Raw genomic sequence first — 26164 nt, 5'->3', positions numbered from 1 at the left:
AGGAAATTTGAGAGGAGCTGTCCTTAGTACGAGAGGACCGGGATGGACGCACCGCTGGTGTACCAGTTGTCTTGCCAAAGGCATCGCTGGGTAGCTATGTGCGGACGGGATAAGTGCTGAAAGCATCTAAGCATGAAGCCCCCCTCAAGATGAGATTTCCCATAGCGCAAGCTAGTAAGATCCCTGAAAGATGATCAGGTAGATAGGTTCGAGGTGGAAGCGTGGCGACACGTGGAGCTGACGAATACTAATCGATCGAGGACTTAACCAATAAAGCAGAGGCGACTGTCAGACATGACAAGCAAATGTTCTGGCGCTGCAAAGACGTTAGTCTTGTAAGCGACAGGTTATTTGACTCGAATGTCTAGGAGCCGGAGCTAGAAATAGATACACCAATAGGCGATTTGCAAGGTTACAATACTTATTATCCAGTTTTGAAAGAACAAAAAAGTTCTTGCAAAAGATCATTATTATGTTATAATAATAAATGTCTTAAAAAGTCTGGTGGCGATAGCGAAGAGGTCACACCCGTTCCCATCCCGAACACGGAAGTTAAGCTCTTCAGCGCCGATGGTAGTTGGGGGTTTCCTCCTGTGAGAGTAGGACGTTGCCAGGCGGATATTCCGCAGTAGCTCAGTGGTAGAGCAATCGGCTGTTAACCGATCGGTCGTAAGTTCGAATCTTACCTGCGGAGCCATTTAGGAGAGCTGTCCGAGTGGCCGAAGGAGCACGATTGGAAATCGTGTAGGCGGTTAACGCTGCCTCAAGGGTTCAAATCCCTTGCTCTCCGCCATTTATACATAGAATAAAATTGGCCCGTTGGTCAAGCGGTTAAGACACCGCCCTTTCACGGCGGTAACACGGGTTCGAATCCCGTACGGGTCACCATTAACGGAGGATTAGCTCAGCTGGGAGAGCACCTGCCTTACAAGCAGGGGGTCGGCGGTTCGATCCCGTCATCCTCCACCATTAATAAATTAGTATCGTCGCGGGGTGGAGCAGTCTGGTAGCTCGTCGGGCTCATAACCCGAAGGTCGCAGGTTCAAATCCTGTCCCCGCAATAAATGGTCCGGTAGTTCAGTTGGTTAGAATGCCTGCCTGTCACGCAGGAGGTCGCGGGTTCGAGTCCCGTCCGGACCGCCATTTATATAATTTCTTGGCTCAGTAGCTCAGTTGGTAGAGCAATGGACTGAAAATCCATGTGTCGGCGGTTCGATTCCGTCCTGAGCCACCTTTCTTGCCGGTGTAGCTCAATTGGTAGAGCAACTGACTTGTAATCAGTAGGTTGGGGGTTCAAGTCCTCTTGCCGGCACCACCTATTAAATATGTGGAGGGGTAGCGAAGTGGCTAAACGCGGCGGACTGTAAATCCGCTCCCTCAGGGTTCGGCGGTTCGAATCCGTCCCCCTCCACCAGTTTTTATAGGGGCATAGTTTAACGGTAGAACAGAGGTCTCCAAAACCTCCAGTGTGGGTTCGATTCCTACTGCCCCTGCCAATTTAAACTTCATAACATTTATGGCGATCGTGGCGAAGTGGTTAACGCATCGGATTGTGGTTCCGACATTCGGGGGTTCGATTCCCCTCGGTCGCCCCATTTAATTAATGGGCTATAGCCAAGCGGTAAGGCAGCGGATTTTGATTCCGTCACGCGAAGGTTCGAATCCTTCTAGCCCAGTTTGCGGAAGTAGTTCAGTGGTGGAACACCACCTTGCCAAGGTGGGGGTCGCGGGTTCGAATCCCGTCTTCCGCTCCAGTATATTTATGGCGGCATAGCCAAGTGGTAAGGCAGAGGTCTGCAAAACCTTCACCACCGGTTCAAATCCGGTTGCCGCCTCCATAATTTGCCGGTGTGGCGGAATTGGCAGACGCGCACGACTCAAAATCGTGTTCCGTGAGGAGTGTCGGTTCGACCCCGACCACCGGTATTATAAAGCGTTAATATAACGTCATTTAAAGGCATCTACTATAGTTAGTAGGTGTCTTTTTTGCGTATAACGATGAAACTCTACGCTGAAATGCTTTATAGACATGTACAAAGGTATTACTCTGATGAATCTTTTGTTTTGATAATGTTTTCAAACTTATTTTTAGGTGTGTGACGGTCTAGTATTAAAAACATAAGTGAAAGGTGTATAGTAATGAAAGAGATTATGTCTAAGACTATTGACCCGATAATAAATGAGCTTTTATCTTATGCAACTTCGAGAGAGAAAATTAGTAGAGAATATGAAACATACATACAGTTGTTAAATCGAAAGTTATATGAATCATAATAAGTAGATTGTGAGAGGAATGATAAATGAAGTATATTTCAGGAAATTAATCGTATACATGATAAAAGGAGGTGTAGAAAAATGAATCCAAAAAAAGCAAAGATTTATATTTGTGGCTTCATTGCTTTAGGGGTAGTTTCTTTACTGCTAACTAGTGCAAGTATACCTGGTATTTTTGGTTCTCAAATAGGGGTGAATCCTTTTCGTGTATTAAAAATAATTGCTTTGTTTTCATTCGTATCAGCTATTATAACTTACTTCACATTTCTTAAAACTAAAAAGGTAGACACGATATAGGCTTTACTTACCTGCAAAGGCAGGTTTTTTAATTTTTAAATCTCATTTACATTAAAAAACTATTGACCTTAAATGATTTTTATTGTAAAATAGTAAATGTTCAGTTAAGAGAAACAAGCTTTGATGCGGGTGTAGTTTAATGGTAAAACCTCAGCCTTCCAAGCTGATGTCGTGAGTTCGATTCTCATCACCCGCTCCATACATATTGCTACTAACGCAATGTTTTATTCTGTAGAATAAAATGTTGCGTTTTTTACTGTTGTGTGGAATAATGCCTTAGCAAATGAATCGTTCTCTGAAAGGAGAAGAACAATGAATTACGATGTATTAAAGCAAGAGATTATTGCTTATAGCCGAGAGATCGGAATAGATAAAATCGGGTTTGCTTCTGCTGCGCCATTTGTAGAGTTGAAGGATCGGCTCATTCGTCAGCAGGAGTTAAACTATGCCTCTGGGTTTGAGGAGAAGGATATTGAAAAGCGAGTGGACCCTGCGAAGATTTTCGATCAGCCTCGTTCGATTATTGCGATTGCGTTAGCATACCCTTCTAAAATGAAGGATGTTGTAAAAGGGAAGCGAGGAGAAAGACGGGGTATATTTTGCCGAGCGTCTTGGGGAGAGGATTATCATAGCGTTCTTCGCGATCGTCTTAGTCAATTAGAAGCTTTCATTCGGTCTAAAGTGCCGGAAGCTCGCTTTCGTTCAATGGTCGATACGGGAGAGTTAGCAGATCGAGCGGTAGCTGAACGGGCAGGGATCGGTTGGAGCGGGAAAAACTGTTCGATTATCACGCCTGAGTTTGGTTCGTATGTGTATTTAGGAGAGATGATTACGAACTTACCATTTGAGCCAGATCAACCAATAGAAGATCGCTGTGGCACTTGCACGAAATGTATAGATGCTTGTCCAACGGGGGCGTTAGTGCAGGGAGGACAGTTGAATTCAAATCGTTGCATTGCTTTTTTAACGCAAACAAAGGATTTTCTGCCTGAGGAGTTTCGTGATCATTTAGGGAATCGTTTATACGGCTGCGACACGTGCCAGACCGTTTGTCCAGAAAATAAAGGAATGGATTTTCATTTTCATGAGGAAATGGAACCGTCAGGGGAAGAGGTGAAGCCGCTGCTTGAGCCTTTACTTCAAATAAGTAATAAAGAGTTTAAAGAGCGCTTCGGTTATATGTCTGGTTCATGGCGAGGGAAAAAGCCGATTCAACGAAATGCGATGATTGCTTTAGCCCATTTTAAAGAAGCATCTGCCTTAACGACTTTAATTGCCGTATTGACGAAGGATGTACGTCCGGTGATGCGAGGAACAGCGGCTTGGTCTATTGCGAAAATAGGAGGACCGGAGGCAAAGGAAGCGCTTGTAAAGGCAAAAGAAAAAGAAACAGAGCCGGAAGTAATAAAGGAAATCGCTCAAGGCTTAGCTTCATTGAATCAATACTAACTATCCCTCTTTCATGCATATGATGATAATAAAATTAGCGTACGCGCTGGCGTCAGGAGCTAGTCTAATAAAAGCGGATAACGTGCGTGAAAAAGGGAGGCACCCATTTATGTATCAACAGCTTCAACAAAGGTTAGAGCAGCGTCTGCATCAGCTTTTAGACGATGATATTGCTTGTGTGGATGAAAAGGTTTTGCGAAAGAAGCAGTTGTTACAAGTGAGGCAGTGTCAGCTATTAAAAACGAAAGCTACCGCAAAGGTGCTGTTTGAAGATCAGGATGAAATTCATTATAAAGTTCATTTGAAATATTTAATGAAGCAAAAAGATTATGTATATCTTGAAGAGGAAGTCGAGCACCGGGTAGCGGCGAAGTATAAGCAAGAGATTGTAGACGACCGAGAGCAGTCGTTTCTTTCTGAAGTGATCCCTGTGGATAAATTAGTGTCAGGTGATCGATATGAGGAGGAAAGGAAGGGGTTTCGTTATGATCGAATGCAAGCGGTGCAATATGCGGAGCGGTGGTGGAATAGTTATAATCCAGCTTATCCTAAATTTTCTGTGGACTGCACCAATTATATTTCGCAATGTTTACGAGCAGGGGGCTCCCCAATGCGAGGCCATCCTCATAAAAATAAGGGGTGGTGGGTTAGCGGAAAAAATTGGAGCTATAGCTGGTCTGTGGCTCATGCGCTGCGCTGGTTTTTGCCTGCATCTCAAATGGGTTTAAGGGCAACGGAAGTCAGTAGTGCAGACCAGCTCGAGCCTGGTGATGTGATCTGTATTGATTTTCAAGGGGATGGGCGGTTTGATCATACGGTATTCGTGACAGGTCAAGACCGTCAAGGGATGCCGCTTGTCAATGCACATACAGCGAACAGTCGCATGCGCTACTGGAGTTATGAAGATTCAACCGCTTATACAGAAAATATTCAATATAAATTTATGAGGATTCAAGATGATCACACTTAATAATTGATCAATCAGTGGTATAATAAGATATTGGTTACAGTTTTATATAGGAGTTGAAGAATTTTGTCTATTAATGTTGTGCTATACCAGCCTGAAATTCCAGCGAACACAGGTAACATTGCAAGAACTTGTGCAGCTACTGATACAACGCTTCATTTAATCCGACCGCTTGGATTTTCTACTGATGATAAAATGCTTAGAAGAGCCGGGCTTGATTATTGGCAGTTTGTAAACGTTGTTTATTATGATTCGTTAGAAGAATTTTTTGAAAAACATCCAGAGGGTGAGTTTTATTATTTAACAAAGTTTGGTGAAAAACACCACGCTGCGTTTGATTATAGTAATCAGGAAAAAGATCACTTTTTCATTTTTGGAAAAGAGACAACTGGTTTGCCTAAGGACGTTATTGAGGCTAATAAAGAACGTACGTTACGCATTCCAATGAATGACAATGTCCGCTCACTTAATTTATCGAATACAGCCGCTATCCTTGTATACGAAGCTCTGCGTCAGCAGCAATTTTTACATTTGAAATAAAGGTGTAGCGTTAGTTTTTGACTCATTTTGCACGAATGAGTCAAAAACAATTAATTATGTAATATAGCCATAATAAAAAAAGCATTGCAGACTGAACTGCAATGCTTTTTTTATTATTTTACGCCTGGTTTGTCATTGTATCCAGCAGTGAAAATTGCGCTAAGGAAAGCTGCCATCACGCCTAAAATTAGTAATAGTCTCATCGTTATGTACCCCTTTCAGTCAGTTATTTCACGCATAGTATCTTCATTATATCTTAAACTGAAGCTGATGAAAACTGAACTTTTCTACAATTTATTGATATCCATGTATAAGCCTTTTCCTTAGCATTTTCAAGCGGGTACGAGCATAAGCTTTATTAATCGTTCTCTAATCATACTAAACGGGGGGTCAATATGGATATTTTAAAGAAGATTGAACAATATCGGGAAGAAGAAGAGCAGCTAAAGTGGGAAGGCACTTTTGAAGAATATTTAAATATTGTCAGAGAACAGCCATGGGTTGCCCAATCCGCTCATTCACGAGTCTTTCATATGATTAAAGATCAAGGCGTAGAAGGAGAAAATGACGAGAAACGATACAGTTTTTTTTGTAATGAACTGTATGGATTAGAGGAAGCATTAGAACGACTTGTAGAGGAATATTTCCATCCGGCGGCCAAAAGGCTCGATGTGCGCAAACGTATTTTATTATTAATGGGACCTGTTAGTGGAGGGAAATCTACACTAGTAGCGATGCTTAAAAAAGGGTTAGAGGCTTATTCTAGAACAGATAGAGGGGCCGTGTATGCCATTAAGGGCTGTCCTATGCATGAAGATCCTCTGCACCTTATTCCGAAGCACTTAAGAGAGGATTTCTTTCAAGAGTTTGGGATTCGTGTCGAAGGAAGTTTATCGCCATTAAATACAATGAGGTTACAAGAAGAGTATGGTGGACGTATTGAGGATGTCCTCATCGAAAGAATCTTTTTCTCAGAGGATAAGCGGGTTGGAGTTGGTACGTTTAGTCCATCAGACCCTAAATCTCAAGATATCGCTGATTTAACTGGTAGTATTGACTTTTCGACGATTGCCCAATATGGATCGGAATCAGACCCAAGGGCGTATCGTTTTGATGGCGAGCTGAATAAAGCGAATCGGGGGTTAATGGAATTCCAGGAAATGTTGAAATGTGATGAGAAGTTTCTTTGGCATTTGCTCTCTTTGACGCAGGAGGGGAACTTTAAAGCAGGGCGGTTTGCATTAATTAGTGCGGATGAAATGATCGTCGCTCACACGAATGAAACCGAGTATCGTTCCTTCATTTCTAATAAAAAGAATGAAGCGCTCCATTCGCGGATTATTGTGATGCCGATTCCTTACAACTTGAAGCTATCTCAGGAGGAGCGGATTTACGAGAAAATGATTCGAGAAAGCGATGTAGCGGATGTGCATATAGCTCCTCATACGTTAAAAGTAGCGGCGATGTTTACGATTTTAACTAGATTGAAAGAGCCGAAGCGTGGCGATATTGATCTGATTAAAAAGATGAGACTATATGATGGAGAGAGCGTCGAAGGCTTTAATACAGCCGATGTCGAGCAGTTGAAAAAAGAATACCAGGATGAAGGAATGAGCGGTATCGATCCAAGGTATGTGATCAATCGGATTTCTTCCACGATCATTCGCAAGGAAGTGCCATCGATTAATGCCCTTGACGTATTACGATCGTTGAAAGAAGGGCTAGATCAACATCCATCGATTACAAATGAGCTACGGGAAAAATATTTAAACTTCATCTCAGTCGCTCGGAAAGAATATGATAGTATTGCGAAAAAAGAAGTACAGAAGGCTTTTGTTTACTCGTATGAAGAATCCGCCAAAACGTTAATGGATAATTATTTAGACAATGTAGAGGCCTATTGTAATAAATCGAAGCTTCATGATCAGTTAACAGGGGAAGAGATTAGTCCAGATGAAAAGCTGATGCGTTCGATTGAAGAGCAAATTGGTATATCGGAAAATGCGAAAAAAGCGTTCCGTGAAGAAATTTTGATTCGGATTTCTGCCTTTGCTAGAAAAGGAAAGAGATTTGATTATCATTCCCATGATCGTTTACGTGAAGCGATCCAGAAGAAGTTATTTGCCGACTTAAAGGACATCGTGAAAATTACGACTTCGACAAAAACACCGGATGAACAACAGCTGAAGAAAATCAATGAAGTCGTTGCGCGCTTAATTGATGATCATGGCTATAATTCGGTATCAGCGAATGAACTTTTACGATATGTTGGCAGTCTGTTAAACAGGTAGAAAAGGGAAGAGGCAGCCATCATTGGCCGCCCTCTTTTTTCCTTTTTATTTGGTTACTTGATCTCATCTTGATCCTGTGGTTTAAACTGAACGGGATCGGGCTGTCTTTTCTTTTGTTTGAGTTCTTGATTCGTACGCTGGCGTTCCATTTGTTTACCGAGCAGCTTCATTTCTTCTAAATCAGAGGCCATAGAGCCATTAAAAGCTTGCATATCTTTATCATTCGTATTCATTAGGATCACCTCTTTTCTATTAGTAATACCCTATGGTGAAAAGGATTAAACAGAAGGCAGTTGATTTGTGAGAAGGGAGAGTTAAGATGAGCGACAATTATCATATTTCCCGGGAAAATTGGTCTCTCCATCGTAAAGGTTATGATGATCAGCAGAGACATAAGGATAAAGTACAGGAAGCGATTCGCAAAAACCTTCCTGACTTAGTGACAGAAGAAAGCATTATTATGTCCAATGGCGAAGAAATGATTAAGATTCCGATTCGGTCGCTAGATGAATACAAAATCCGCTACAATTATGACAAAAATAAACATGTCGGTCAGGGAGATGGCGATAGTCAAATTGGTGATGTCGTTGCCCGTGATGGAAGCGCTTCAGAAGGTCCGGGAAAAGGAAGCGGAGCAGGAGATCAAGCAGGTCAGGACTACTACGAAGCAGAAGTGTCATTTATGGAGCTTGAGAAGGCTTTTTTCAATGAGTTAGCTCTTCCTAATTTGATGAAAAAAGAGCAAGCACCATTTACAGTAGAGGATGTAGAATTTAATGATATTCGTAAAACAGGTTTGATGGGGAATGTGGACAAAAAGAAAACATTAATGAGTGCCTTTAAACGAAATGCCCTTACTGGTGAACCAAAATTTCATCCGATTCTTCCAGAGGATTTGAAATTTCGCACATGGAATGAAATTGAAAAGCCAGATTCACGAGCTGTCGTATTGGCGATGATGGATACAAGTGGCTCGATGGGCGTATGGGAAAAGTATATGGCGAGAAGCTTCTTTTTTTGGATGGTTCGCTTTTTGCGAACGAAGTATGAAACGGTAGAAATTGAATTTATTGCTCACCATACGGAAGCTCGAGTGGTCGATGAAGAGCATTTTTTCTCTAAAGGCGAAAGCGGAGGAACGATCTGCTCCTCGGTTTATCGGAAAGCATTAGAGTTGATTAAGGAAAAATACGATCCAAGTCGGTACAATATTTATCCATTCCACTTCTCAGATGGCGACAATCTGTCTTCTGACAATGCTCGCTGTGTCAAGCTTGTTGAGGAGTTAATGGAAAAAGCAAATATATTCGGCTATGGAGAGGTAAATCAATATAACCGCAGCAGTACGTTAATGACTTCCTATAAAAATATTAAAAATGAAAAATTCCGCTATTATATTTTGCGGCAAAAAGCAGATGTTTTTTATGCAATGAAGCAATTTTTTGCGAAGGAGGAGTAGTGTCTTAAAGGGCTGAACGTTTGAGGTTCAGCTCTTTTTTTGTTAACGAAAGTCAAAAAAGTTTGACCCTCACTACTCTATGTTATAAAATTATCTCGAATTCAAGATAATTTTCGGAAAAGGAGATGGAGAACGATGATCGAGATTTACCCTGCTAGTTCAAGATATTCAGCTAATCATGGCTGGTTAAAATCAAATTTTAGTTTTTCCTTCTCGGAGTATTATGATCCAGCGAATATGCAGTTTGGTCCAATGAGAGTTCTTAATGATGATTGGGTGGCTCCTAAAAGAGGCTTTGGGATGCACCCTCATTCAGAGATGGAGATTGTGTCAATTGTGCTGAAAGGGCATTTAGAGCATAAAGACAGCGGGGGGCATTCAGCCGTTACGACTTATGGTGAAATACAGCGGATGTCGGCTGGAACGGGTATTTATCATTCAGAAATGAATCCGTCGGCTGATGAGGGAGTCAATTTATTACAGATGTGGTTTATGCCAGACGAAGCAGGATTGACGCCTTCTTATGAACAAACACAGTTCGATCTTCAGAAGCTTAAAAATCAACTTTTTCCAGTTGTGACTAAAAATCCGACGTCTAATGAAGTCGCTCATATTCATCAAGATTTAACGATTTATTTATCAGAAGTAGATAAAGGTGAAACGATTCACTTTGAACAGTCAGCTGGTCGCCGAGTATTTTTGATGGTACTTGAAGGAAATGTTCAATTGAATCATCAATATCAGCTTGGCAAAAGAGATTCTGCTCGAATCACGAATGTGCCGAAATTAACGATTGAAGCAGAGGAAAATGTTCAATTGATGTTGATTGATCTTCCATAACCGTAGACGATTACTTCTTTTTGTTACTGGCTATACTAGCGATAGACGTAATGAAGGAGTGGAATTATGAAAAAAGATGAACAAAGACAAGAAGAAGAAAGCTTGTCATTAGAGCAAAAAGAAAAGCTAGAGCAAGGGATCGATATCGAGCCGCAGCGTGAAGTGGAAAAACCGAATCAAATGTGAAAAAGCGAGGATGCATCGGCATCCTCGCTTTTTGTTAATGAGGTAAAAATACGATTTGATAAAAGAACAGTACAGCAAATATATACACAAGCGGATGCACTTGACGGAATTTTCCTTGCACGATTTTCAGCAGTGGATAGGAAATGAATCCAAGCGCAATCCCTGTCGCAATACTAGATGTGAGAGGCATGCTAAGGATAATTAAGAAAGCTGGAAATGCTTCGTCTAAACTTTGCCAATCAATTTTCGCGACACTTTCCATCATTAAGCAACCGACAATAATTAAAGCAGGAGCGGTAATTGCTGATAGACCGGAAACGGCGCTAACAACCGGGCCGAAAAAGGCGGATATTCCAAATAATACAGCGACAACAACTGCCGTTAAACCTGTACGTCCTCCCGCAGCTACTCCTGTGGATGATTCAATGTAAGCACTTGTTGGGCTTGTCCCAAAGACAGCTCCGGCAGAAGCGGCAACGGAATCAGCGAGCAATGCTTGACGAGCACGCGGCATCGTATTCCCTTTCATTAAACCAGCTTGTTGAGCTACCGCAATCATTGTACCTGTCGTATCGAAAAGGGTAACTAATAAAAAGGAAAAGACAACGGCATACAAGCCATGTTGAAAGACATCACTAAACGCTGCAATCGGATTGCTAATAATCAATCCTTCCGGAAGCGATGGCATAGATAATAGTTCATTAGTAAACTGAAGCTGACCTGTAAAATAAGCGATGGTCCCTGTAATCACCATTCCGATGAATAAGGCGCCGTTTACTTTTAATACCATCAAAACAATCGTCACAGCAAGTCCTATTAAAGCAAGAATCGCGTTTGGACTATGCAAGTCGCCGAGCTGAACTAAATTATCCGGGTGATCGGCAATCAACCCTGTCATTCGCAAGCCGATAAAAGCGATAAATAAGCCAATCCCTGCTGTAATTCCGTGCTTTAAATTACTCGGAATGGCTTCAATGAGTTTTTCACGAAAGGACGTAAGTGACAAAGCAACAAAAAGTAATCCAGCGACAAAAACAGCAGAAAAGGCAGTTGCATACGTAATGTTTTCATGAGCACCGACGACTGAAATTGTAAAGTACACATTTAATCCCATACCGGGTGCGATAGCGATAGGATAATTCGCAAATAACCCCATCCATAACGTTCCGATGATCGTCGCAATAATTGTAGCTGTAAACACTTGTTCAAATGGAACACCAGCAGACTGCAAGATCATCGGGTTGACGACAATAATGTAGACCATTGTGAAGAAGGTTGTAATCCCAGCAATTATTTCTTTTTTTACATTCGTTCCATTTTCCTGTAAATTAAACATAAGGAACCTCCAAAATACGAACATTAAAAAACACACTTAATATAATATTCGTTTTAATACTAGGTTGCAACAATAATTTGAAAAATGCATGCAAATCACTATGTTTGTAATCTTTCAAACAAAAACAAGCCAATGAAAAAATTTAAACACACTTTTTCATTGGCTTGGATTATTATTTCATAAAAGTAATTAATTGCTCAATTGGTAAGCGGTCTGTAGCGCGCGCTTCTTTTAACGGTTTACCGATGGTAATAAGCATCGTTGGTAAATAACGATCAGATACTTGGAATTCTGATACTAAAGCATCCGCATTAAAACCGCCAATCGGACAAGTATCCCATCCAGCTGCTTTAGCCGCAAGCATAAATTGCATAGCTGCTAAAGATGAGTTTAAAATAGCGGCATCGCGCGGGTAGTCTGGACGATTATAAGCCCCATTAATTTGACCAGCTAGAATTTCTTTTAACTCTGGTGTCATTTCTCCTGCAGCAACTGCTGGATCAAATACTGGATCAATATTGTTATTTCCTTCTAAGTCGCCAAGGATACAAATAACGGCAGAAGCATCAGCTACTTGTTGTTGATTATAGGCGATCGGCAGTAGGCGTTGTTGAACTTCCTTCTTATTGAATACTAAAAAACGCCACTGTTGTAAGTTCCACGCAGAAGGAGCTTGCCCAGCTACTTTTAATAATTGGATTAATTCATCCTCTGAAATGTTAATCGCAGGGTCATATATTTTTGTCGAATGACGACTGGCAGCTAGTTCAAAAAAGTCTGACATATTTCTTCCTCCTAGTTTATCCTCGTTGAGTGAATAAAAAATTAAAAACTATAATTACGTTCCTTAAACACTTTTCGTAAGTGCTAACCATTATAAACCTTAATAAAAAATGGATAAAAGGTCAAGGAATAGATATTGAAAAAGCATATTAGAAAACGAAGTCATGAATATATTATGTGATAGACTTGACTTCTTTAAAAATGAAATTAAATAAAACGTTTAATTCGCTGTCTCGTCCTTTTAGCGATAAAATAAGTTAGAAGGAGGGGATCGAAATGAATCCAATAAAAAGTTTACAAGATACTTTTACCTTGCATAATGGTGTAACTATGCCTTATGTAGGTTTAGGTGTGTATAAGATGACGAATGAGGAAGAAGCCTATACAGCGATGATGTCGGCGATTGACACAGGATATCGCCTAATTGATACAGCAGCGTTTTACGACAATGAGCATATAGTAGGAAAAGCGGTTCGAGATCATTCCATCAATCGTCAAGATCTATTCGTTACGTCGAAAGTTTGGAATAGTGACCAAGGATATGATGAAACGCTACGTGCTTTTGAACAGTCGCTCAAGCAATTAAATATGGATTATCTCGACTTGTATTTAGTGCATTGGCCGGTGAAGGGAAAATATAAAGAAACATGGCGTGCGCTTGAGCGTCTTTATCGAGAAGGCGTTGTACGAGCAATCGGAGTTAGTAACTTTCACATTCATCATCTCGAAGATTTGCTCACTAATAGTATGGAAAAGCCGGTCATCAATCAAGTAGAGCTACATCCTTATTTAAGCCAAGTACCATTACGAAACTATTGTCAGAAGAATAACATCGCCATAGAAGCATGGTCACCGTTGGCACGTAACCGTTTGGCGGATGAACCAGTGTTGAATCAATTAGCGAAAAAGTATGGCAAAAGCGTAGCACAAATTATTTTACGCTGGCATTTACAACATCAGACGATCATTATTCCTAAATCGGTCCATCCAGAACGGATTCAAGAGAACGCCAATCTTTTCGAATTTGAGCTTACATCAGAAGATATGAAGCAAATAGATGCATTAAATAACAATGAGCGATTTGGAGCAGATCCAGACCATTTTGATTTTTAAAATCAATAAAAAATCATCGGAGTTGTGAAAGGTCGCTCCGATGATTTCAGTGTTAGCCCTTTCCTCCAAATAGATGGGCTATATCATTAGGCACATCCGCTTGACAATAAATTTTCTCGTTTGTGAACGGATGAGGGATGTCAATGGCATAAGCATGAAGCGCTTGACGTTTGACGATCGGTTTTCCTCCATATAAACGATCCCCAGCAAGCGGATGACCAATGGCGGAAAAATGGACACGAATTTGATGGGTTCTTCCCGTATCGAGCTGACATTGAACGAGCGATAGCTGTCTTTTCGGATCTTTTTTGAGTACTTGATAATGAGTGATCGCCGATTGACCGGATGGAGAGACTCTTTTTCTTGTCGGATGATGCCTGTCCTTTCCGATCGGCTTGTTAATTGTTCCATTCGGGCGTGAAACTAACCCATGCACCACAGCTTGATAGGTCCGCTTAATATGACGTTCTTCTAGTAAACGAGAGAGAACCGCATAGGCAGCGGCGTGTTTAGCAAACAAAATAACCCCTGAAGTGCCAACATCGAGGCGATGGACATGTCGAACGTCGATTTGCTCACCTGCCGCTTGTACATGAAAGGCAACGACATTTAATAGCGTGTCTGTTTCTGCTTCATTATTTGGATGGGTTTTCATCGTAGCTGGTTTATTCGCTACTAACAGATGATCGTCTTCAAATAAAATTTCGACTTCCCGCGCTTTAGCTACTACATCTTTCTCCGTTTTTGTGAAAAAAGGTACTTGTAGCTTCATCCCTGGAGCAAGGGAAGTATGCCAATTTGCTTTTTCATTATCCACAAGCACTTCTTGGTTCATTCTCCATTCATGAATCATTTTTTTCGGAAGTTTCCAGATGCTTCTTAATATTGAATCCACTGTTTCCCCATTCCACTTCTGTGGAATCGTCACTTCAAACAGCGATCCTTTGCGATTTGTTTCGTACATGAATTCTCTCCTTATTTTAAATGTTTAATTACGCAAAATTACCATCACTATTAGTGTCATAATATGTTATTCTATCAATGGAGTGAAAAATGATGTAGCAAAGTAGGTGTTATTCGATGATGATTTATATGGCCTCTACGATAGAACAAGAGGAAAAAATTATTGAGCTTGTTCAGCAAATTAAAGAGCAGATTTTGCCGCGTTTTTTCTCTGATGAGGAGCTTGAGCGCATGAACGAGCAAGGAATCCTTCACATAACAGATAAACATATTGAGTCCTTTCACCTTCTTCGCGATGCATTCAAGGTGATTGCTAGTCTGCAGACGATCATCGCCATTCTTGAAGTGAGGGAGCCAAGTCAGCTATCTTCATGTTATGAAGACATGTTCCAACGAAATGTTGAGACTTTGAAAGAGTTCGATCTTCATTTCCCTTACCTACTTAGTCAATTCCATAAAAAGAAAGATGCTATGTTTAATATGGTGTATGTCACCCCCGTTAATAAATTTCTCGTATGAACATGGCTATTAGATTTTACATAGAAGAGGCTGTCTATCACTATATTCAAGTGAAGACAGCCTTTTTTTACTTAATATTTTCGTCGAAGAATTGTTTGTACGCTTCTTTAGGGTAGCCGCCTACTAGACGAGCTTTTTCCTTTCCGTTTTCGAAATGAATAAGGGTAGGGGTTCTTTCAATCGCAAAATCATTCCAACCCTGTTCAAATTCAAGGACGTTGTATTGTTTAATGTCTACTCCTTGTTCGTCAGCAAGTGGCATTAAAACGGGCGTTGTTGCTACACAGTGTGGACAAGTTGGACTAAAGAAATAAACGGTCACATCTTCACCATCGGCTAGTTGCTTTTCTAACTCGTCTGGCATAATTAAATTTTGGTAGTTCGGGTCGTCTAATTGTTTAACTGTCTCTGGATGAAGCTCATCTTTTCCATACGGATTATCCTTCGATGCTTCTTTTTGCTGATATTTCGTTAGGAAAACAATTCCTCCGAAAAGGATTAAAATAATAGAAGAAAAAATAATGACTTTTTTCATGTTATGCATTGTCCTTTCCTTTAATAATCATAAGGCTAGTCACGAAAATAATGATAAATGCTGTCAGTGCTAAAAAAGGAATCGTAATGAATCCGAACACGTTAATGTACATTCCGGTACAAGGCACTCTGCCACAGGCTGGTGCAGTCTCCGACAAAAAGCTGACTTTTTGAATGGCGTAGTGATAGAGAGAAATACCGCCTCCGATAATAGAAAGCAATAAAGAGTATTTCGCCGCAGTCATATCCTTTTTGATGACAGCTAGTCCAAGAATGAAAACGATGGGGTACATAAATATTCGCTGATACCAGCAAAGCTCGCAAGGCTCATATTTCATGACTTCCGAAAAATATAAGCTTCCAAGCATCGCCACGAAGGATGTGCCCCACGCGGTAAACAATAAATTTTCTTTTTTCATAATGGCTCCTTATTCAAAGTATGTTCGATTCTGAGTATATTATTTAACAGGGGAACATGTAAACAAATATGCAATGCATAAAGCTGTAAATGGTAACCAATCGTATGGTAAAATAGAAGCGAAAGATACTTTTTTGATGAGTTAGGGGAGATTGCGGATGAGTTGGAAAGCTGAATTTACGCGCTGGAAAGAGTTTCAAGGCTTAGACGAAGAAATGCATACTCTGCTTGCTGAAATTGAGATGGATGAGCCGAGTATTGAAGAGGCTTTTTACAAAAATTTAGAGTTTGGTACGGGCGGAATGCGTGGCGTCATTGGTGCTGGAACGAATCGAATGAATATTTATACTGTTCGAAAAGCATCTGCTGGTTTAGCCGAGTACATCCTTGAGCATGGGGAAGAAGCGAAGAAACGCGGTGTCGTGATTGCGTTTGATTCCAGACATAAATCGTTTGAATTTGCTCTTGAAAGTGCCAAAACGCTTGCAACGTATGGTATACAAACGTATGTGTTTGAACAATTAAGACCAACTCCGGAACTTTCATTTGCTGTTCGGCATTTACAGGCATTTGCCGGAATTGTGATTACAGCTAGTCACAATCCACCTGAATATAATGGCTATAAAGTGTATGGGCCAGATGGCGCGCAGCTTGCACTGAAAGAGGCCGACCGGGTCATTGAAAAAGTAAACAGCATCCCCAATGAATTACATATACAAGTAGAAGAAACTGAAGAGTTACAAGCAAAAGGATTATTAAAAATGATCGGTGAGGAAGTAGACCGTTCTTATATTGAGCATTTAATGATGATTTCTGAACAGCCACAGCTAGCAAAGGAGTCGGATGTGAAAGTAGTGTTCACACCGCTTCATGGAACAGGAAATATGCCTGTGCGTAAAGGGTTAGAGGCATTAGGTTACAAGCATGTGACGGTTGTCGCTGAACAGGAACAACCAGACCCTAACTTCTCCACTGTGAAGTCTCCGAATCCAGAAGAAAAAGCGGCGTTTGAGCTAGCTATTCGTGATGGAAAAGCCCAACAAGCAGATCTATTAATTGCTACTGATCCCGATGCCGACCGACTTGGCATCGCTGTAAAGGATTTAGACGGTGAATATATTTTATTAACAGGCAATCAAACCGGTGCTCTGTTAATGGACTATATTCTGTCACAAAAGAAAGAAAAAGGCCAGCTTCCAAACAATGGTCGTGTATTCAAAACGATCGTGACATCGGAGCTAGGTCGAATCGTTGCTGAATCATACGGCGTTTCTTGCGAAGATGTATTAACCGGCTTTAAATTTATCGGAGAAAAAATTGAAGCATATCAACAAACGGGTGAATATCAATTTTTATTTGGTTATGAAGAAAGCTACGGTTATTTAGTGGCAGATTTTGCTCGCGATAAAGATGCGATTCAAGCGGCAATTTTGGCAGTAGAAGCTTGTGCTTACTATAAACAACAAGGAAAAACATTATATGAAGTCTTGCTTGACCTTTATCGTCGTCACGGCTATTATCGCGAAGGGTTAACATCGCTTACGCTAAAAGGAATTGAAGGAGCGAACAAAATACAAGCGATCTTATCATCATTCCGCGAACAACCACCGAAAGAAATTGCGGGCAGAAGTGTCACGATTATCGAGGATTATTTAACGAGTGAGAAGACGGATGTACAAACGGGTGAGACATCTGTCATCAAGCTACCGGCTTCGAATGTGTTGAAATATTTCTTAGATGATCAAACGTGGATATGTATGCGACCTTCTGGAACAGAACCGAAAGTGAAATTTTATTTCGGCGTCGTTAGCGAGACGTTAGAGAACAGCGACCTCAAGCTTCAAGAAGTTGAGCAGAAGGTTATGGAACAAATTCATCAAATGGTATAATAATAAGGCGGCTTTCTTCGGAAAGCCGCCTTTCTGGTGGAATTCTTTACATGTTCAGCGAATTGGCGTGCTCGATATAGTGGAACAATGTATAAAACGTTTGCTCCACTGCAGAATAAGAATTAGGGAACCGACGAGCATGTAGGAAATGCTCAATTTTTTTTGAAAGCAAATGGTCATTCGTTCTAACCATTAAAATTAATAAATTGTTCCAGTCGGACCGATGTACATAATAGAGGGCCCGATCGTAATCCGTGTATTCCATATGAAGTCCCTCCTGTAAGAGGAATTGATTATAGTATATGTCGGTTTGTCGAAAGTTCTCTCTGCAAATAATGGGTAGACTGTCATGATGAAAAAAAGGTTGCTGATTAGCAGGAAATATGTATAATAGTCGAAGTGGGTTGCATTCAAAAAGTCAATTTTTAAATGGTAAGTTCGTAATTTTTTGACAATAGGATATGAAACAATTCTTATCGAGAGAGACTGAGGGACTGGCCCTAAGACGTCTCGGCAGCGGGCTCTAAACAGAGTGCTGTGCCAAATCCAGCAAGTAGATGCTTGAAAGATAAGAAGGGTGTTTTTACATTGAGACCTCTTCTTGCTGACAGAAAGGTCTTTTATTTTCGCAATTTTATGGAAGGGGTGGAGGAATTGAGTGAAAAAGCAAACGGTTGGGCGCTATTTCCATTGTTAATTTTTTTATTGATTTTTATTGGAAGTGGTGTCGCAACCGGTGATTTTTATAAAATGCCGATTATCGTTGCTTTATTTATTACATCGGCGATTACGTTAATGATGAATCGAAAAAAAGCATTTATGGAGAAAGTAGATATTTTTTCAAAAGGTGCGGGACATCCGAATATTATGCTAATGGCTTTCATCTTCTTGCTTGCAGGAGCGTTTGCTTCTACAGCGAAAGGAATGGGAGCAGTCGATTCAACTGTTAATTTAGCGCTGTCTATTTTGCCACAAAATTTATTAATGGTTGGTTTGTTCATTATTGCGTGTTTTATTTCTTTATCGATGGGAACATCTGTTGGAACGATTGTTGCTTTGGCACCTATTGGGGTAGCGATTGCCGATGAAACGGGAATTTCACTAGCTTTAGCGATGGCAACGATTATTGGAGGATCGATGTTTGGCGACAATTTGTCGATCATTTCAGATACAACGATTGCAGCAGTGCGTACACAAGGAACAAGAATGGCTGATAAATTTCGAACAAATTTCTTGATCGTCATTCCAGCAGCAGTGATCACAGCTGTTTTTTTAGGTATCATTACCGCTGGTGAGCAAAGTATAGTAATAGCAGACTCATACGAAATCATTAAAATTATTCCATACGTAGCAGTATTAGTAGCGGCTTTAGCTGGGATGAATGTGCTAGTCGTATTAAGCGGCGGTATTCTTCTAGCGGGAATGATCGGACTGTCGGATGGTAGCTATACATTCTTCTCCTTTATTGAAGCGACATCTGAAGGAATCAGCAGTATGCTGGAGATGGCGATGATTGCCATTATTATTGGTGGAATGATTGAAGTGATTCGTTATAATGGTGGGATTGAATTTATTTTACAATTCGTCATGAAAAAAATTCGCACCAAAAAAGGGGCGGAATTTGGCATAGCTTCCCTTGTGAGCTTAACGAATTTATCAACAGCAAATAATACGATCGCAATAATTGTTGCTGGTCCATTAGCGAAAAATATCGCTGATAAATATGGAATTGACCCGAGAAAATCAGCTAGTATACTCGATGTGTTCTCTTGTTTTATTCAAGGGATGATCCCTTACGGAGCTCAAATGCTAGCAGCGGCAGGACTCGCTAGTATTTCGCCTATCAGCATTATGAGTTATTCGATTTACCCCGTGTTAATCGGGATCAGTGGTATAGTAGCTATATTGTTCAATCTTCCTCGTTTAAAAGCGAATAAATAAGCAAAAAGGCTGACTTTAAGATGGGTCAGCCTTTTTCTTGTGGCATGTCTTGCTCTTTTTTTTCATAAGTATTGGTAAAGGAAAAAAGGAGGAGTGGAGATGAATGCGGTAGAGATGAGGGAGCTTCAGTATGCAATTGATGAGATTACAGAAATTGCTTCCGGATTTGGTCTCGATTTTTACCCGATGAGGTATGAAATTTGTCCAGCGGAAATTATTTATACATTTGGCGCGTACGGAATGCCGACAAGATTTTCTCATTGGAGTTTTGGAAAACAGTTTTTTAAAATGAAGCTTCAATATGATCTTGGGTTGAGTAAAATCTATGAATTGGTCATCAATTCGAATCCGTGCTATGCTTTTTTGCTTGATACCAATTCGTTAATTCAAAACAAATTAATTGTTGCCCATGTGCTCGCTCATTGTGATTTCTTTAAAAATAATGTTCGGTTTAGTCAAACGAATCGTCATATGGTCGAAAGTATGGCAGCCACCGCTGATCGTATTCACCAATATGAAATTGATTATGGCAAGGAAACGGTTGAACAGTTTTTAGATGCGGTGTTGGCCATTGAAGAGCATATTGACCCGTCTTTAATTCGCCCTCAATTAACTTGGAAAAATGAAGAAGAGGAAGAAGAGAAAGCGAGAATCAGCCCCTATGATGATTTATGGTCGTTAGATTCATCAGAAAACAAGGAAAAGCCGGCAAAGAAGCTGAAAAAGAAGCTACCGCTGCAACCAGAAAAGGATATTATGCTGTTTATTGAACAATATAGCCGGGAGCTTGAGGATTGGCAACGTGATATTATGACGATGGTTAGAGAAGAAATGCTTTATTTTTGGCCACAGTTAGAAACAAAAATTATGAATGAAGGGTGGGCGTCGTATTGGCATCAGCGAATTATTCGAGAACTGGACCTTACGTCTGGAGAAGCGATTGAATTTGCTAAGCTGAATGCCGGTGTGATTCAGCCATCTCGAACAACAATCAATCCTTATTATTTAGGCTTAAAAATGTTCGAGGATATCGAAGAACGATATAATAATCCGACTGAGGAAATGATTAAAAATGGTGTCCAACCGGGAAGTGGGCGCGAAAAAATGTTTGAAGTTCGTGAAATCGAATCGGATATTTCCTTTTTACGTAATTATTTAACAAAAGACCTTGTTATGAGAGAAGATATGTATTTATTTGAAAAAAAAGGTAAGGATTATAAAATAACGGACAAGGAGTGGAAAAACGTTCGCGATCAGCTTGTGGGTATGAGAGTGAATGGCGGATTTCCATATATCACGGTGAATGATGGGGATTACATGAAATCAGGTGAATTGTATTTAAAGCATTGGTATGAAGGGATTGAACTTGATTTAAAATATTTAGAAAAGGTATTGCCGTATGTATACACACTTTGGGGAAGAGCGGTTCATTTAGAAACCGTTGTGGAAGATCGGGAAGTCGTATTTTGCTATAGTGGCAATAAAATGCAACGGAAATATTTATGAAAATAGGGAAGGCTCACTAAGAAGAGCCTTCCCTATTTTCAGTACAGTCATGTTATATATTGTTGTAATCCTTTCACATAGCCAGCCAATGTATCACAAATAACTTGATAAGTAGCCCATTTTTCAATAGGTTCTTGAACATATGAAGGATTAGGGATATTCCATTGAAGAATGTTTTTTTGATCAAAGGAGGGGATGTCTAGCTGCTCGTCTCGATTAAAATCATAAATAGCTATCACTAAATCCGCTTCCTTTAATAGCTCGGGAGTCAAGGGTTTCGCTTGTAAATGAGAAATATCGATATTCACTTCTTGCATAGCTAAAATTGGGAGGTGATCTTCGCTGGCATGAAAGTAAGAAGCACTGATGAACGTTGACATTGGGGCATGTAATTTAGATGCCCAGCCTTCAGCCATGATACTCAAATGATTGACGGGTGAAAGAAATAGGATATGTTGTGTATGCATAAATATAAGCCCCTTTGACATCATGCTATTTCTTTTCTACCCTTTATTTGAAAAAGTAATCATCAAAATCAACATCATTGTCTAGCGAATTCCTTATTATAGAAGTTAATGATGTTTGGCATGCTCAATCGCTTGGCAGAGTAGATCGATAACATGCTCATCGTCATGAGAATAATACAAAGTCGTTCCTTCTCTGCGATATTTCACGAGCCGTAAATTTTTTAAAAACCTCAGCTGGTGTGAAACGGTAGATTGTAGTAAGGATAAGTTCTCAGCAATTTCATTTACCGAGTGTTCACCAGTAAACAGTAAATTTAAAATCCGTAATCTTGTTGGGTCTGATAAAGCTTTAAACGTTTGGGAAACGATAAATAACGTTTCCTCATCTAGTTCTTGCAGCTTCTTTTCCATAAAATCCTCCAGCCTTTTTTAATATAATAGTAACAAACAGTGAAGTGGGAATCCATGACAACTCATTAGAATGACTAAGTATGGCAGAAAAAGAATATTTGCCTGTTGATTATTTTCAAAATGTTTTTTTTTATGTATAATAAATTCGTTAAACTTCATTTTCAGCAAAAGGGGATAAAAACGATGAACCTTGGTTTTGGAGAAGTTGCTATTATTGTGATTGTGGCGTTATTGCTTTTTGGGCCTTCAAAGCTTCCTCAGCTTGGAAAAGCAGCAGGGCAAACACTTCACGAGTTTAAACGTGGTATGAAGGGCGTTATGGAAGACGAAGAAGATCAGACAAAGAAAACAAATTAATTATTCTCATAAGGAAGCCGGCGGTGATGGACCGCCGGTTTTTTTGTGTCATTTTTTCTTTACTTCATCATAGCGCTCTAGTGCTCGAGCGCGTGCAGCTTTGTGATCAACAATTGGAGCAGGATAATCTTTACCGATCGTAATATGAGCCGCTCGTAACACATCTTCTGGTGCTTTATAAGGCTCATGAATATATTTAGTAGGAAGCAACTTCAGCTCTGGAACCCAGCGTTTCACATACTCCCCGTCCTTATCAAATTTATTTCCTTGGAGTACAGGATTGAAAATGCGGAAATATGGAGCCGCATCCGCACCGGTGCCAGCTGCCCATTGCCAGCCCATCGTATTATTCGCTAAATCGGCATCCACGAGTGTATCGAAAAACCAATCGGCTCCTTTTTCCCAATGAATGAGCAAATGCTTCGTTAAAAAACTAGCGACAAGCATGCGAACGCGGTTATGCATAAAGCCAGTTTCCCACAATTCTCTCATGCCGGCATCCACGAGCGGGTACCCTGTTTTCCCCTTTTTCCATAAATCAAGCAACGTTTTGTCATTGTCCCAGCGAAAAGTGCTAAATTTTTCATTTAAAGGCTGATGGAGAGACTCAGGAAAATGAAACAGCACATGCCATGAAAATTCTCGCCAAGCAAGCTGTCGAAGGAACGCTTCACCATACATGCCGGACTCTAGCACATAGTAATAGACCGTCCGTGCCGATAATAATCCGGTAGCTAAATAAGGAGACAGAGCGGAATGCCTAGCAGCTGCTGGATAGTCTCGTTCGTCTTTATAATGAATTAATGATCGTTCGGTGAACTGTTGCAACTTGTCCAAGGCGGCTTGTTCATGAACATCCCAATGACGCTCTAATTTCTCCGTCCAGTTATTCGTCGGTAACAGCTCTAGCTCATCCATCGTCAAGCTTAGGACGTTCAACTTTGCCATCGAAATAGATGATAAAGCTGGCAAAGGTTGATGGATCTCCTGTTTTTGTAAGTTTTTATAAAAGGATGTAAATACTTTATAAGGCATACCATCCGTTTTTTTTGTTTCCCAAGGAGAGAGCAGCAGTTGGCTTTCAAACGTTTGAATCACTATTCCCATTTGATCTAACCGCTTGGCGAACTGTTGGTCTTTTATGTACATGGTTGGTTCATAGCATCTATTCCAAAACACAGCTTGAGCAGATGTTTGTTTTAATAGCTCTAAAATAATGGAGGGTGTGTCTCCACGTCGAATAATGAGTTCGCCACCGATGGCTTTAAAGCTAGTCATAAATTGCTCTAAGGAACGATAGAGCCACCAATTCTGGGCGCTACTCTTTTGATCCGTCGTTGTGTCATCTAGCACAAAGACAGGTAGCACCTCGCCTTTTTTTGCTGCATAGTATAACGCTGGGTTATCATGCAATCGTAAGTCTCGTCGTCTAAGAAGCACAATAGTTGTTGCCACAAGGAACATCCTTTCATCGTCAATTTATTATTACTTTAAGAACAATGCTATACTAGTTCAAGTTTAGGTATGCATTTTCGTTGCAATCTTGATGATTATCTTTACAATAAGCTTATGCAAAACAAGGAATTAAGCTTTTCCAGGAGGAAAGGAATACGGTAATGAATAAGGTAATGAAGAAAGGTATTCAATTTATAGGCGATAAATGGAAGAAATTTCACTTAACGCAAATCACGATTTTAGTAGTAGCGGTTTTCGTCTTATTATTTTTAGGGTTTGTTGTGTATTTTATGAAATCAGCGGATGTTGAATCGTTAAAACGTGGGTTATCTCAGTCTACAATTTTATATGATGTCGATGGAGAGAAAGCAAGTAAGCTATCCGCTAATCGCTCGGACAGTGTACCGATTAAAAAAATGCCTGAGCATTTGCAAGAAGCGGTCATTTCAATTGAAGATCATCGTTTTTATGAGCATAACGGGTTTGATTTAAGAGGAATGGGACGGGCCTTCTTTAAAAATTTATTATCTACAGGGACGGTTCAAGGCGGAAGTACAATTACACAGCAGCTAACGAAAAATGCCCTGTTGTCGCCCGAAAGAACGTACAAACGTAAAATTGAAGAACTATTTTTAGCGATAGAAATTGAAAAGGTATATACAAAAAAAGAAATTTTGGAGATGTACTTGAATACGATTTATTTCGGAAGCGGGTCATGGGGCGTTCAAAATGCATCGAAAAAGTACTTTGGAAAAGATGTGAGTGAGCTGACGTTAAGTGAATCAGCTTTACTGGCAGGCGTGATTAAAGCTCCTTCTGTGTTAGATCCATACAAAAACATGGACAAATCAATTGCAAGAAGAAATGTCGTTCTCGATCAAATGGTGAAGTATGGCTTTATCACAAGTGAAGAAGCTCAGGAAGCAAAGTATGAAGAAATCTCTTTAGAAGATAAAAGTGGGGACCCTTTAAAAGGGAAATATCCACATTATGCAGATGCCGTCATTAACGAAGCAATTAAGCGCTTTGGACTTACGCAAGATGAACTTTTAACAAAAGGTTACAAAATTTATACTGCGATGGATCAAAATGTGCAAGCAGGTCTCGAAAATGTATATAAAAAAGATTGGTTGTTCCCTAAAGATGTGAGCGGTGATCCGTCACAAAGTGCAGCTGTCTTTGTCGATCCGAACAGTGGAGGAGTTGTCGCCATTATTGGTAGACGTGGAGAACATGTATTTAGAGGTTTTAACTATGCGACGCAAATGAGAACTTCTCCAGGTTCCACGATCAAGCCGTTAGCGGTGTTTACTCCGGCTATAGAAGAAGGTTATGACCGTTATTCAATGTTAAAAGACGAGCCGATGAAGTTTGGAGACTATGAGCCGACAAATTATGATAACCAATATCGCGGAGAAGTACCAATGTATCGCGCGGTTGAAAAATCATTAAATGTACCAACCGTTTGGCTATTAGATCAAATGGGGTTGTCGAAAGGATTAAATGCGCTCGAACGTTTCGGGATTCCGTTTGAGAAGGAAGATAAAAACTTAAGTATTGCGCTAGGTGGGATGACGAAAGGCGTCTCTCCGTTACACATTGCAGAAGCTTACACAACGTTTCCAAACAATGGAGTACGTAAAGAAACGTTCTTCATTCGTAAAATTATCGGACCAGATGGACAAGTCACTCCAAAATGGGGCCCGAAAGAAGTAGAAGTGACGTCAAAGGAAGTCACTGATGAGATGACAGCCATGCTTTTAAATGTAGTAGAGCGAGGATCTGGCCAGAAAGCACGCATCTCCGGAATGGATGTCGCAGGTAAGACAGGCTCTACTCAAGTGCCGATTGAAGGGATCAATGGAACGAAAGATCAGTGGTTCGTCGGTTATACGCCTAACATCGTAGGGACCGTTTGGGTAGGGGTAGAAGCGGTGAGTAAGGAGCATTATTTAACCGCTAATAGCTCAGACGGAGTGGTTCCGTTGTTTAAAGAAGTTATGACTGAAATTTCACCGCACATCGAACAAGCTTCATTTGATGTCAACGAAATTGAAGAAATGCCAAAGAAAGAAGAAAAGAAAGGTTGGATTGACCAACTGATTGAAAAATGGAATGAATTTTTTTAAAGCGCCGATTATTTGGCGCTTTTTTATTGGCCGGATAAAT

General features: G+C 40.4%; 25 protein-coding genes, 16 tRNA genes, 1 rRNA gene, 1 riboswitch and 1 other annotated feature (1 of these 44 running past the window's edge). Of the genes, 32 read left to right on the top strand and 10 right to left on the bottom strand.

All coding sequences use genetic code 11. From position 1 onward, the window contains the following. Nucleotides 1-259 (top strand) — a sequence feature (most likely nonfunctional fraction of RNA operon) (it extends 653 nt beyond the left edge of the window). A gap of 241 nt (nt 260-500) precedes the next feature. The 22 genes from rrf (at nt 501) to CEF22_RS14310 (ending at nt 7818) form a co-directional block, all read left to right on the top strand. Further along, nucleotides 501-616, top strand: a 5S ribosomal RNA gene (rrf, locus tag CEF22_RS14415). Between the two features lie 6 nt (nt 617-622). Next, nucleotides 623-697 (top strand) — tRNA-Asn (locus tag CEF22_RS14410). 4 nt (nt 698-701) lie between these two features. Continuing rightward, nucleotides 702-793 (top strand) — tRNA-Ser (locus tag CEF22_RS14405). Between the two features lie 20 nt (nt 794-813). Then, nucleotides 814-888 (top strand) — tRNA-Glu (locus CEF22_RS14400). Nucleotides 889-893: 5 nt separating this feature from the next. Continuing rightward, a tRNA-Val gene (locus CEF22_RS14395) sits at nt 894-969 on the top strand. Nucleotides 970-987: 18 nt separating this feature from the next. Next, nucleotides 988-1061: transfer RNA gene (locus tag CEF22_RS14390), tRNA-Met, on the top strand. A gap of 5 nt (nt 1062-1066) precedes the next feature. After that, a tRNA-Asp gene (locus CEF22_RS14385) sits at nt 1067-1143 on the top strand. Nucleotides 1144-1158: 15 nt separating this feature from the next. Beyond that, nucleotides 1159-1231: transfer RNA gene (locus tag CEF22_RS14380), tRNA-Phe, on the top strand. An 8-nt stretch (nt 1232-1239) separates the two neighbouring features. After that, nucleotides 1240-1315: transfer RNA gene (locus tag CEF22_RS14375), tRNA-Thr, on the top strand. Nucleotides 1316-1329: 14 nt separating this feature from the next. Continuing rightward, nucleotides 1330-1414, top strand: a tRNA-Tyr gene (locus CEF22_RS14370). An 8-nt stretch (nt 1415-1422) separates the two neighbouring features. Beyond that, nucleotides 1423-1496: transfer RNA gene (locus tag CEF22_RS14365), tRNA-Trp, on the top strand. Between the two features lie 23 nt (nt 1497-1519). Then, nucleotides 1520-1595, top strand: a tRNA-His gene (locus tag CEF22_RS14360). 9 nt (nt 1596-1604) lie between these two features. Then, nucleotides 1605-1676 (top strand) — tRNA-Gln (locus CEF22_RS14355). Between the two features lie 3 nt (nt 1677-1679). Next, nucleotides 1680-1754: transfer RNA gene (locus CEF22_RS14350), tRNA-Gly, on the top strand. 10 nt (nt 1755-1764) lie between these two features. Next, a tRNA-Cys gene (locus tag CEF22_RS14345) sits at nt 1765-1838 on the top strand. Between the two features lie 6 nt (nt 1839-1844). Beyond that, nucleotides 1845-1926: transfer RNA gene (locus CEF22_RS14340), tRNA-Leu, on the top strand. Between the two features lie 429 nt (nt 1927-2355). After that, nucleotides 2356-2571 carry a hypothetical protein gene (locus tag CEF22_RS14335; protein WP_100403396.1) on the top strand — a complete coding sequence of 72 codons (216 nt, stop codon included), beginning with the start codon at nt 2356-2358 and terminating at the stop codon, nt 2569-2571. 125 nt (nt 2572-2696) lie between these two features. After that, nucleotides 2697-2770 (top strand) — tRNA-Gly (locus tag CEF22_RS14330). A 113-nt stretch (nt 2771-2883) separates the two neighbouring features. Next, nucleotides 2884-4020, top strand: a complete 1137-nt coding sequence (queG, locus tag CEF22_RS14325; protein ID WP_100403395.1) for a tRNA epoxyqueuosine(34) reductase QueG — start codon at nt 2884-2886, stop codon at nt 4018-4020. Between the two features lie 109 nt (nt 4021-4129). Continuing rightward, nucleotides 4130-4990 (top strand): amidase domain-containing protein, encoded by an 861-nt coding sequence (locus CEF22_RS14320; RefSeq protein ID WP_100403394.1) that lies wholly within the window; start codon nt 4130-4132, stop codon nt 4988-4990. A 63-nt stretch (nt 4991-5053) separates the two neighbouring features. Then, a complete protein-coding gene (gene trmL, locus CEF22_RS14315; protein ID WP_095480968.1) occupies nt 5054-5527 on the top strand; it encodes a tRNA (uridine(34)/cytosine(34)/5-carboxymethylaminomethyluridine(34)-2'-O)-methyltransferase TrmL in 474 nt (157 codons plus the stop codon). 395 nt (nt 5528-5922) lie between these two features. Further along, entirely contained in the window at nt 5923-7818 is a 1896-nt protein-coding gene (locus CEF22_RS14310) for a PrkA family serine protein kinase (RefSeq protein ID WP_100403393.1), read from the top strand. Between the two features lie 53 nt (nt 7819-7871). Here CEF22_RS14310 and CEF22_RS14305 read toward each other — a convergent pair whose 3' ends face one another. Next, the gene (locus CEF22_RS14305; RefSeq protein ID WP_094836554.1) at nt 7872-8051 is read right to left on the bottom strand and encodes a hypothetical protein; all 180 of its coding nucleotides are present in this window, start codon (nt 8049-8051) and stop codon (nt 7872-7874) included. Between the two features lie 86 nt (nt 8052-8137). Here CEF22_RS14305 and yhbH point away from each other — a divergent pair, with 86 nt between their 5' ends. The 3 genes from yhbH to CEF22_RS14290 all read left to right on the top strand — a co-directional run bounded on the left by yhbH (nt 8138) and on the right by CEF22_RS14290 (nt 10303). Continuing rightward, nucleotides 8138-9277 (top strand): sporulation protein YhbH, encoded by a 1140-nt coding sequence (gene yhbH, locus CEF22_RS14300; RefSeq protein WP_100403392.1) that lies wholly within the window; start codon nt 8138-8140, stop codon nt 9275-9277. 135 nt (nt 9278-9412) lie between these two features. Next, nucleotides 9413-10117, top strand: coding sequence for a pirin family protein (locus CEF22_RS14295; protein ID WP_100403391.1), 705 nt, complete (start codon nt 9413-9415; stop codon nt 10115-10117). Between the two features lie 66 nt (nt 10118-10183). Continuing rightward, the gene (locus CEF22_RS14290; protein ID WP_100403390.1) at nt 10184-10303 is read left to right on the top strand and encodes a 3-methyladenine DNA glycosylase; all 120 of its coding nucleotides are present in this window, start codon (nt 10184-10186) and stop codon (nt 10301-10303) included. 34 nt (nt 10304-10337) lie between these two features. Here CEF22_RS14290 and CEF22_RS14285 read toward each other — a convergent pair whose 3' ends face one another. Both CEF22_RS14285 and CEF22_RS14280 read right to left on the bottom strand, forming a co-directional pair. Further along, nucleotides 10338-11639: an NCS2 family permease gene (locus CEF22_RS14285; protein ID WP_100403389.1), complete on the bottom strand. Its 1302-nt coding sequence runs from the start codon at nt 11637-11639 to the stop codon at nt 10338-10340. 172 nt (nt 11640-11811) lie between these two features. Next, a complete protein-coding gene (locus CEF22_RS14280; RefSeq protein ID WP_100403388.1) occupies nt 11812-12423 on the bottom strand; it encodes a nitroreductase family protein in 612 nt (203 codons plus the stop codon). Nucleotides 12424-12698: 275 nt separating this feature from the next. Between CEF22_RS14280 and CEF22_RS14275 the strand changes: the two genes are divergently transcribed. Then, nucleotides 12699-13535 (top strand): aldo/keto reductase, encoded by an 837-nt coding sequence (locus CEF22_RS14275; protein ID WP_198508072.1) that lies wholly within the window; start codon nt 12699-12701, stop codon nt 13533-13535. Nucleotides 13536-13587: 52 nt separating this feature from the next. Here the strand turns inward: CEF22_RS14275 and CEF22_RS14270 are convergent, their stop codons facing one another. Further along, on the bottom strand, nt 13588-14499 hold the full coding sequence (locus CEF22_RS14270; protein WP_095479928.1) for an RluA family pseudouridine synthase: 912 nt from the start codon (nt 14497-14499) through the stop codon (nt 13588-13590). Between the two features lie 116 nt (nt 14500-14615). Between CEF22_RS14270 and CEF22_RS14265 the strand changes: the two genes are divergently transcribed. Beyond that, nucleotides 14616-15017 carry a DUF5365 family protein gene (locus CEF22_RS14265; protein WP_100403387.1) on the top strand — a complete coding sequence of 134 codons (402 nt, stop codon included), beginning with the start codon at nt 14616-14618 and terminating at the stop codon, nt 15015-15017. A 67-nt stretch (nt 15018-15084) separates the two neighbouring features. On the opposite strand, the gene CEF22_RS14260 is transcribed toward CEF22_RS14265, so the two are convergent. Continuing rightward, nucleotides 15085-15552: a thioredoxin family protein gene (locus CEF22_RS14260; protein WP_100404029.1), complete on the bottom strand. Its 468-nt coding sequence runs from the start codon at nt 15550-15552 to the stop codon at nt 15085-15087. A gap of 1 nt (nt 15553) precedes the next feature. Continuing rightward, on the bottom strand, nt 15554-15970 hold the full coding sequence (locus CEF22_RS14255; RefSeq protein ID WP_100403386.1) for a disulfide formation protein C: 417 nt from the start codon (nt 15968-15970) through the stop codon (nt 15554-15556). A gap of 157 nt (nt 15971-16127) precedes the next feature. On the opposite strand from CEF22_RS14255, the gene CEF22_RS14250 reads away from it, so the two are divergent. After that, nucleotides 16128-17858, top strand: a complete 1731-nt coding sequence (locus CEF22_RS14250) for a phospho-sugar mutase (RefSeq protein ID WP_100403385.1) — start codon at nt 16128-16130, stop codon at nt 17856-17858. A 46-nt stretch (nt 17859-17904) separates the two neighbouring features. Here CEF22_RS14250 and CEF22_RS14245 read toward each other — a convergent pair whose 3' ends face one another. Then, on the bottom strand, nt 17905-18123 hold the full coding sequence (locus CEF22_RS14245) for a YhdB family protein (RefSeq protein ID WP_094836544.1): 219 nt from the start codon (nt 18121-18123) through the stop codon (nt 17905-17907). A 205-nt stretch (nt 18124-18328) separates the two neighbouring features. Beyond that, nucleotides 18329-18433, top strand: a riboswitch (SAM riboswitch). Nucleotides 18434-18494: 61 nt separating this feature from the next. Here CEF22_RS14245 and CEF22_RS14240 point away from each other — a divergent pair. Together CEF22_RS14240 and CEF22_RS14235 are read left to right on the top strand one after the other, a co-directional pair. Next, complete coding sequence (locus tag CEF22_RS14240; protein WP_269799399.1) at nt 18495-19799, top strand: Na+/H+ antiporter NhaC family protein; 1305 nt, start codon at nt 18495-18497, stop codon at nt 19797-19799. A 99-nt stretch (nt 19800-19898) separates the two neighbouring features. Beyond that, complete coding sequence (locus CEF22_RS14235; RefSeq protein ID WP_100403384.1) at nt 19899-21305, top strand: SpoVR family protein; 1407 nt, start codon at nt 19899-19901, stop codon at nt 21303-21305. Between the two features lie 47 nt (nt 21306-21352). Here CEF22_RS14235 and CEF22_RS14230 read toward each other — a convergent pair whose 3' ends face one another. Together CEF22_RS14230 and CEF22_RS14225 are read right to left on the bottom strand one after the other, a co-directional pair. Beyond that, nucleotides 21353-21772 (bottom strand): arsenate-mycothiol transferase ArsC, encoded by a 420-nt coding sequence (locus CEF22_RS14230; RefSeq protein ID WP_100403383.1) that lies wholly within the window; start codon nt 21770-21772, stop codon nt 21353-21355. A 105-nt stretch (nt 21773-21877) separates the two neighbouring features. After that, nucleotides 21878-22183 carry an ArsR/SmtB family transcription factor gene (locus tag CEF22_RS14225; protein ID WP_095479922.1) on the bottom strand — a complete coding sequence of 102 codons (306 nt, stop codon included), beginning with the start codon at nt 22181-22183 and terminating at the stop codon, nt 21878-21880. Nucleotides 22184-22366: 183 nt separating this feature from the next. Here CEF22_RS14225 and CEF22_RS14220 point away from each other — a divergent pair, with 183 nt between their 5' ends. Further along, the gene (locus tag CEF22_RS14220) at nt 22367-22540 is read left to right on the top strand and encodes a twin-arginine translocase TatA/TatE family subunit (RefSeq protein ID WP_094836565.1); all 174 of its coding nucleotides are present in this window, start codon (nt 22367-22369) and stop codon (nt 22538-22540) included. Nucleotides 22541-22588: 48 nt separating this feature from the next. On the opposite strand, the gene CEF22_RS14215 is transcribed toward CEF22_RS14220, so the two are convergent. Continuing rightward, nucleotides 22589-23995 carry a cryptochrome/photolyase family protein gene (locus CEF22_RS14215; RefSeq protein WP_100403382.1) on the bottom strand — a complete coding sequence of 469 codons (1407 nt, stop codon included), beginning with the start codon at nt 23993-23995 and terminating at the stop codon, nt 22589-22591. 161 nt (nt 23996-24156) lie between these two features. On the opposite strand from CEF22_RS14215, the gene CEF22_RS14210 reads away from it, so the two are divergent. Continuing rightward, nucleotides 24157-26124, top strand: a complete 1968-nt coding sequence (locus tag CEF22_RS14210; protein ID WP_100403381.1) for a transglycosylase domain-containing protein — start codon at nt 24157-24159, stop codon at nt 26122-26124. Nucleotides 26125-26164: the final 40 nt, after the last annotated feature.

The sequence above is a fragment of the Bacillus sp. FJAT-42315 genome, from assembly GCF_002797375.1.
Classification (GTDB): Bacteria; Bacillota; Bacilli; order Bacillales; family Domibacillaceae; genus Bacillus_CE.
Note: the sequence above shows the minus strand (reverse complement) of the source record. Positions and strands in the feature narration are given on the sequence as shown.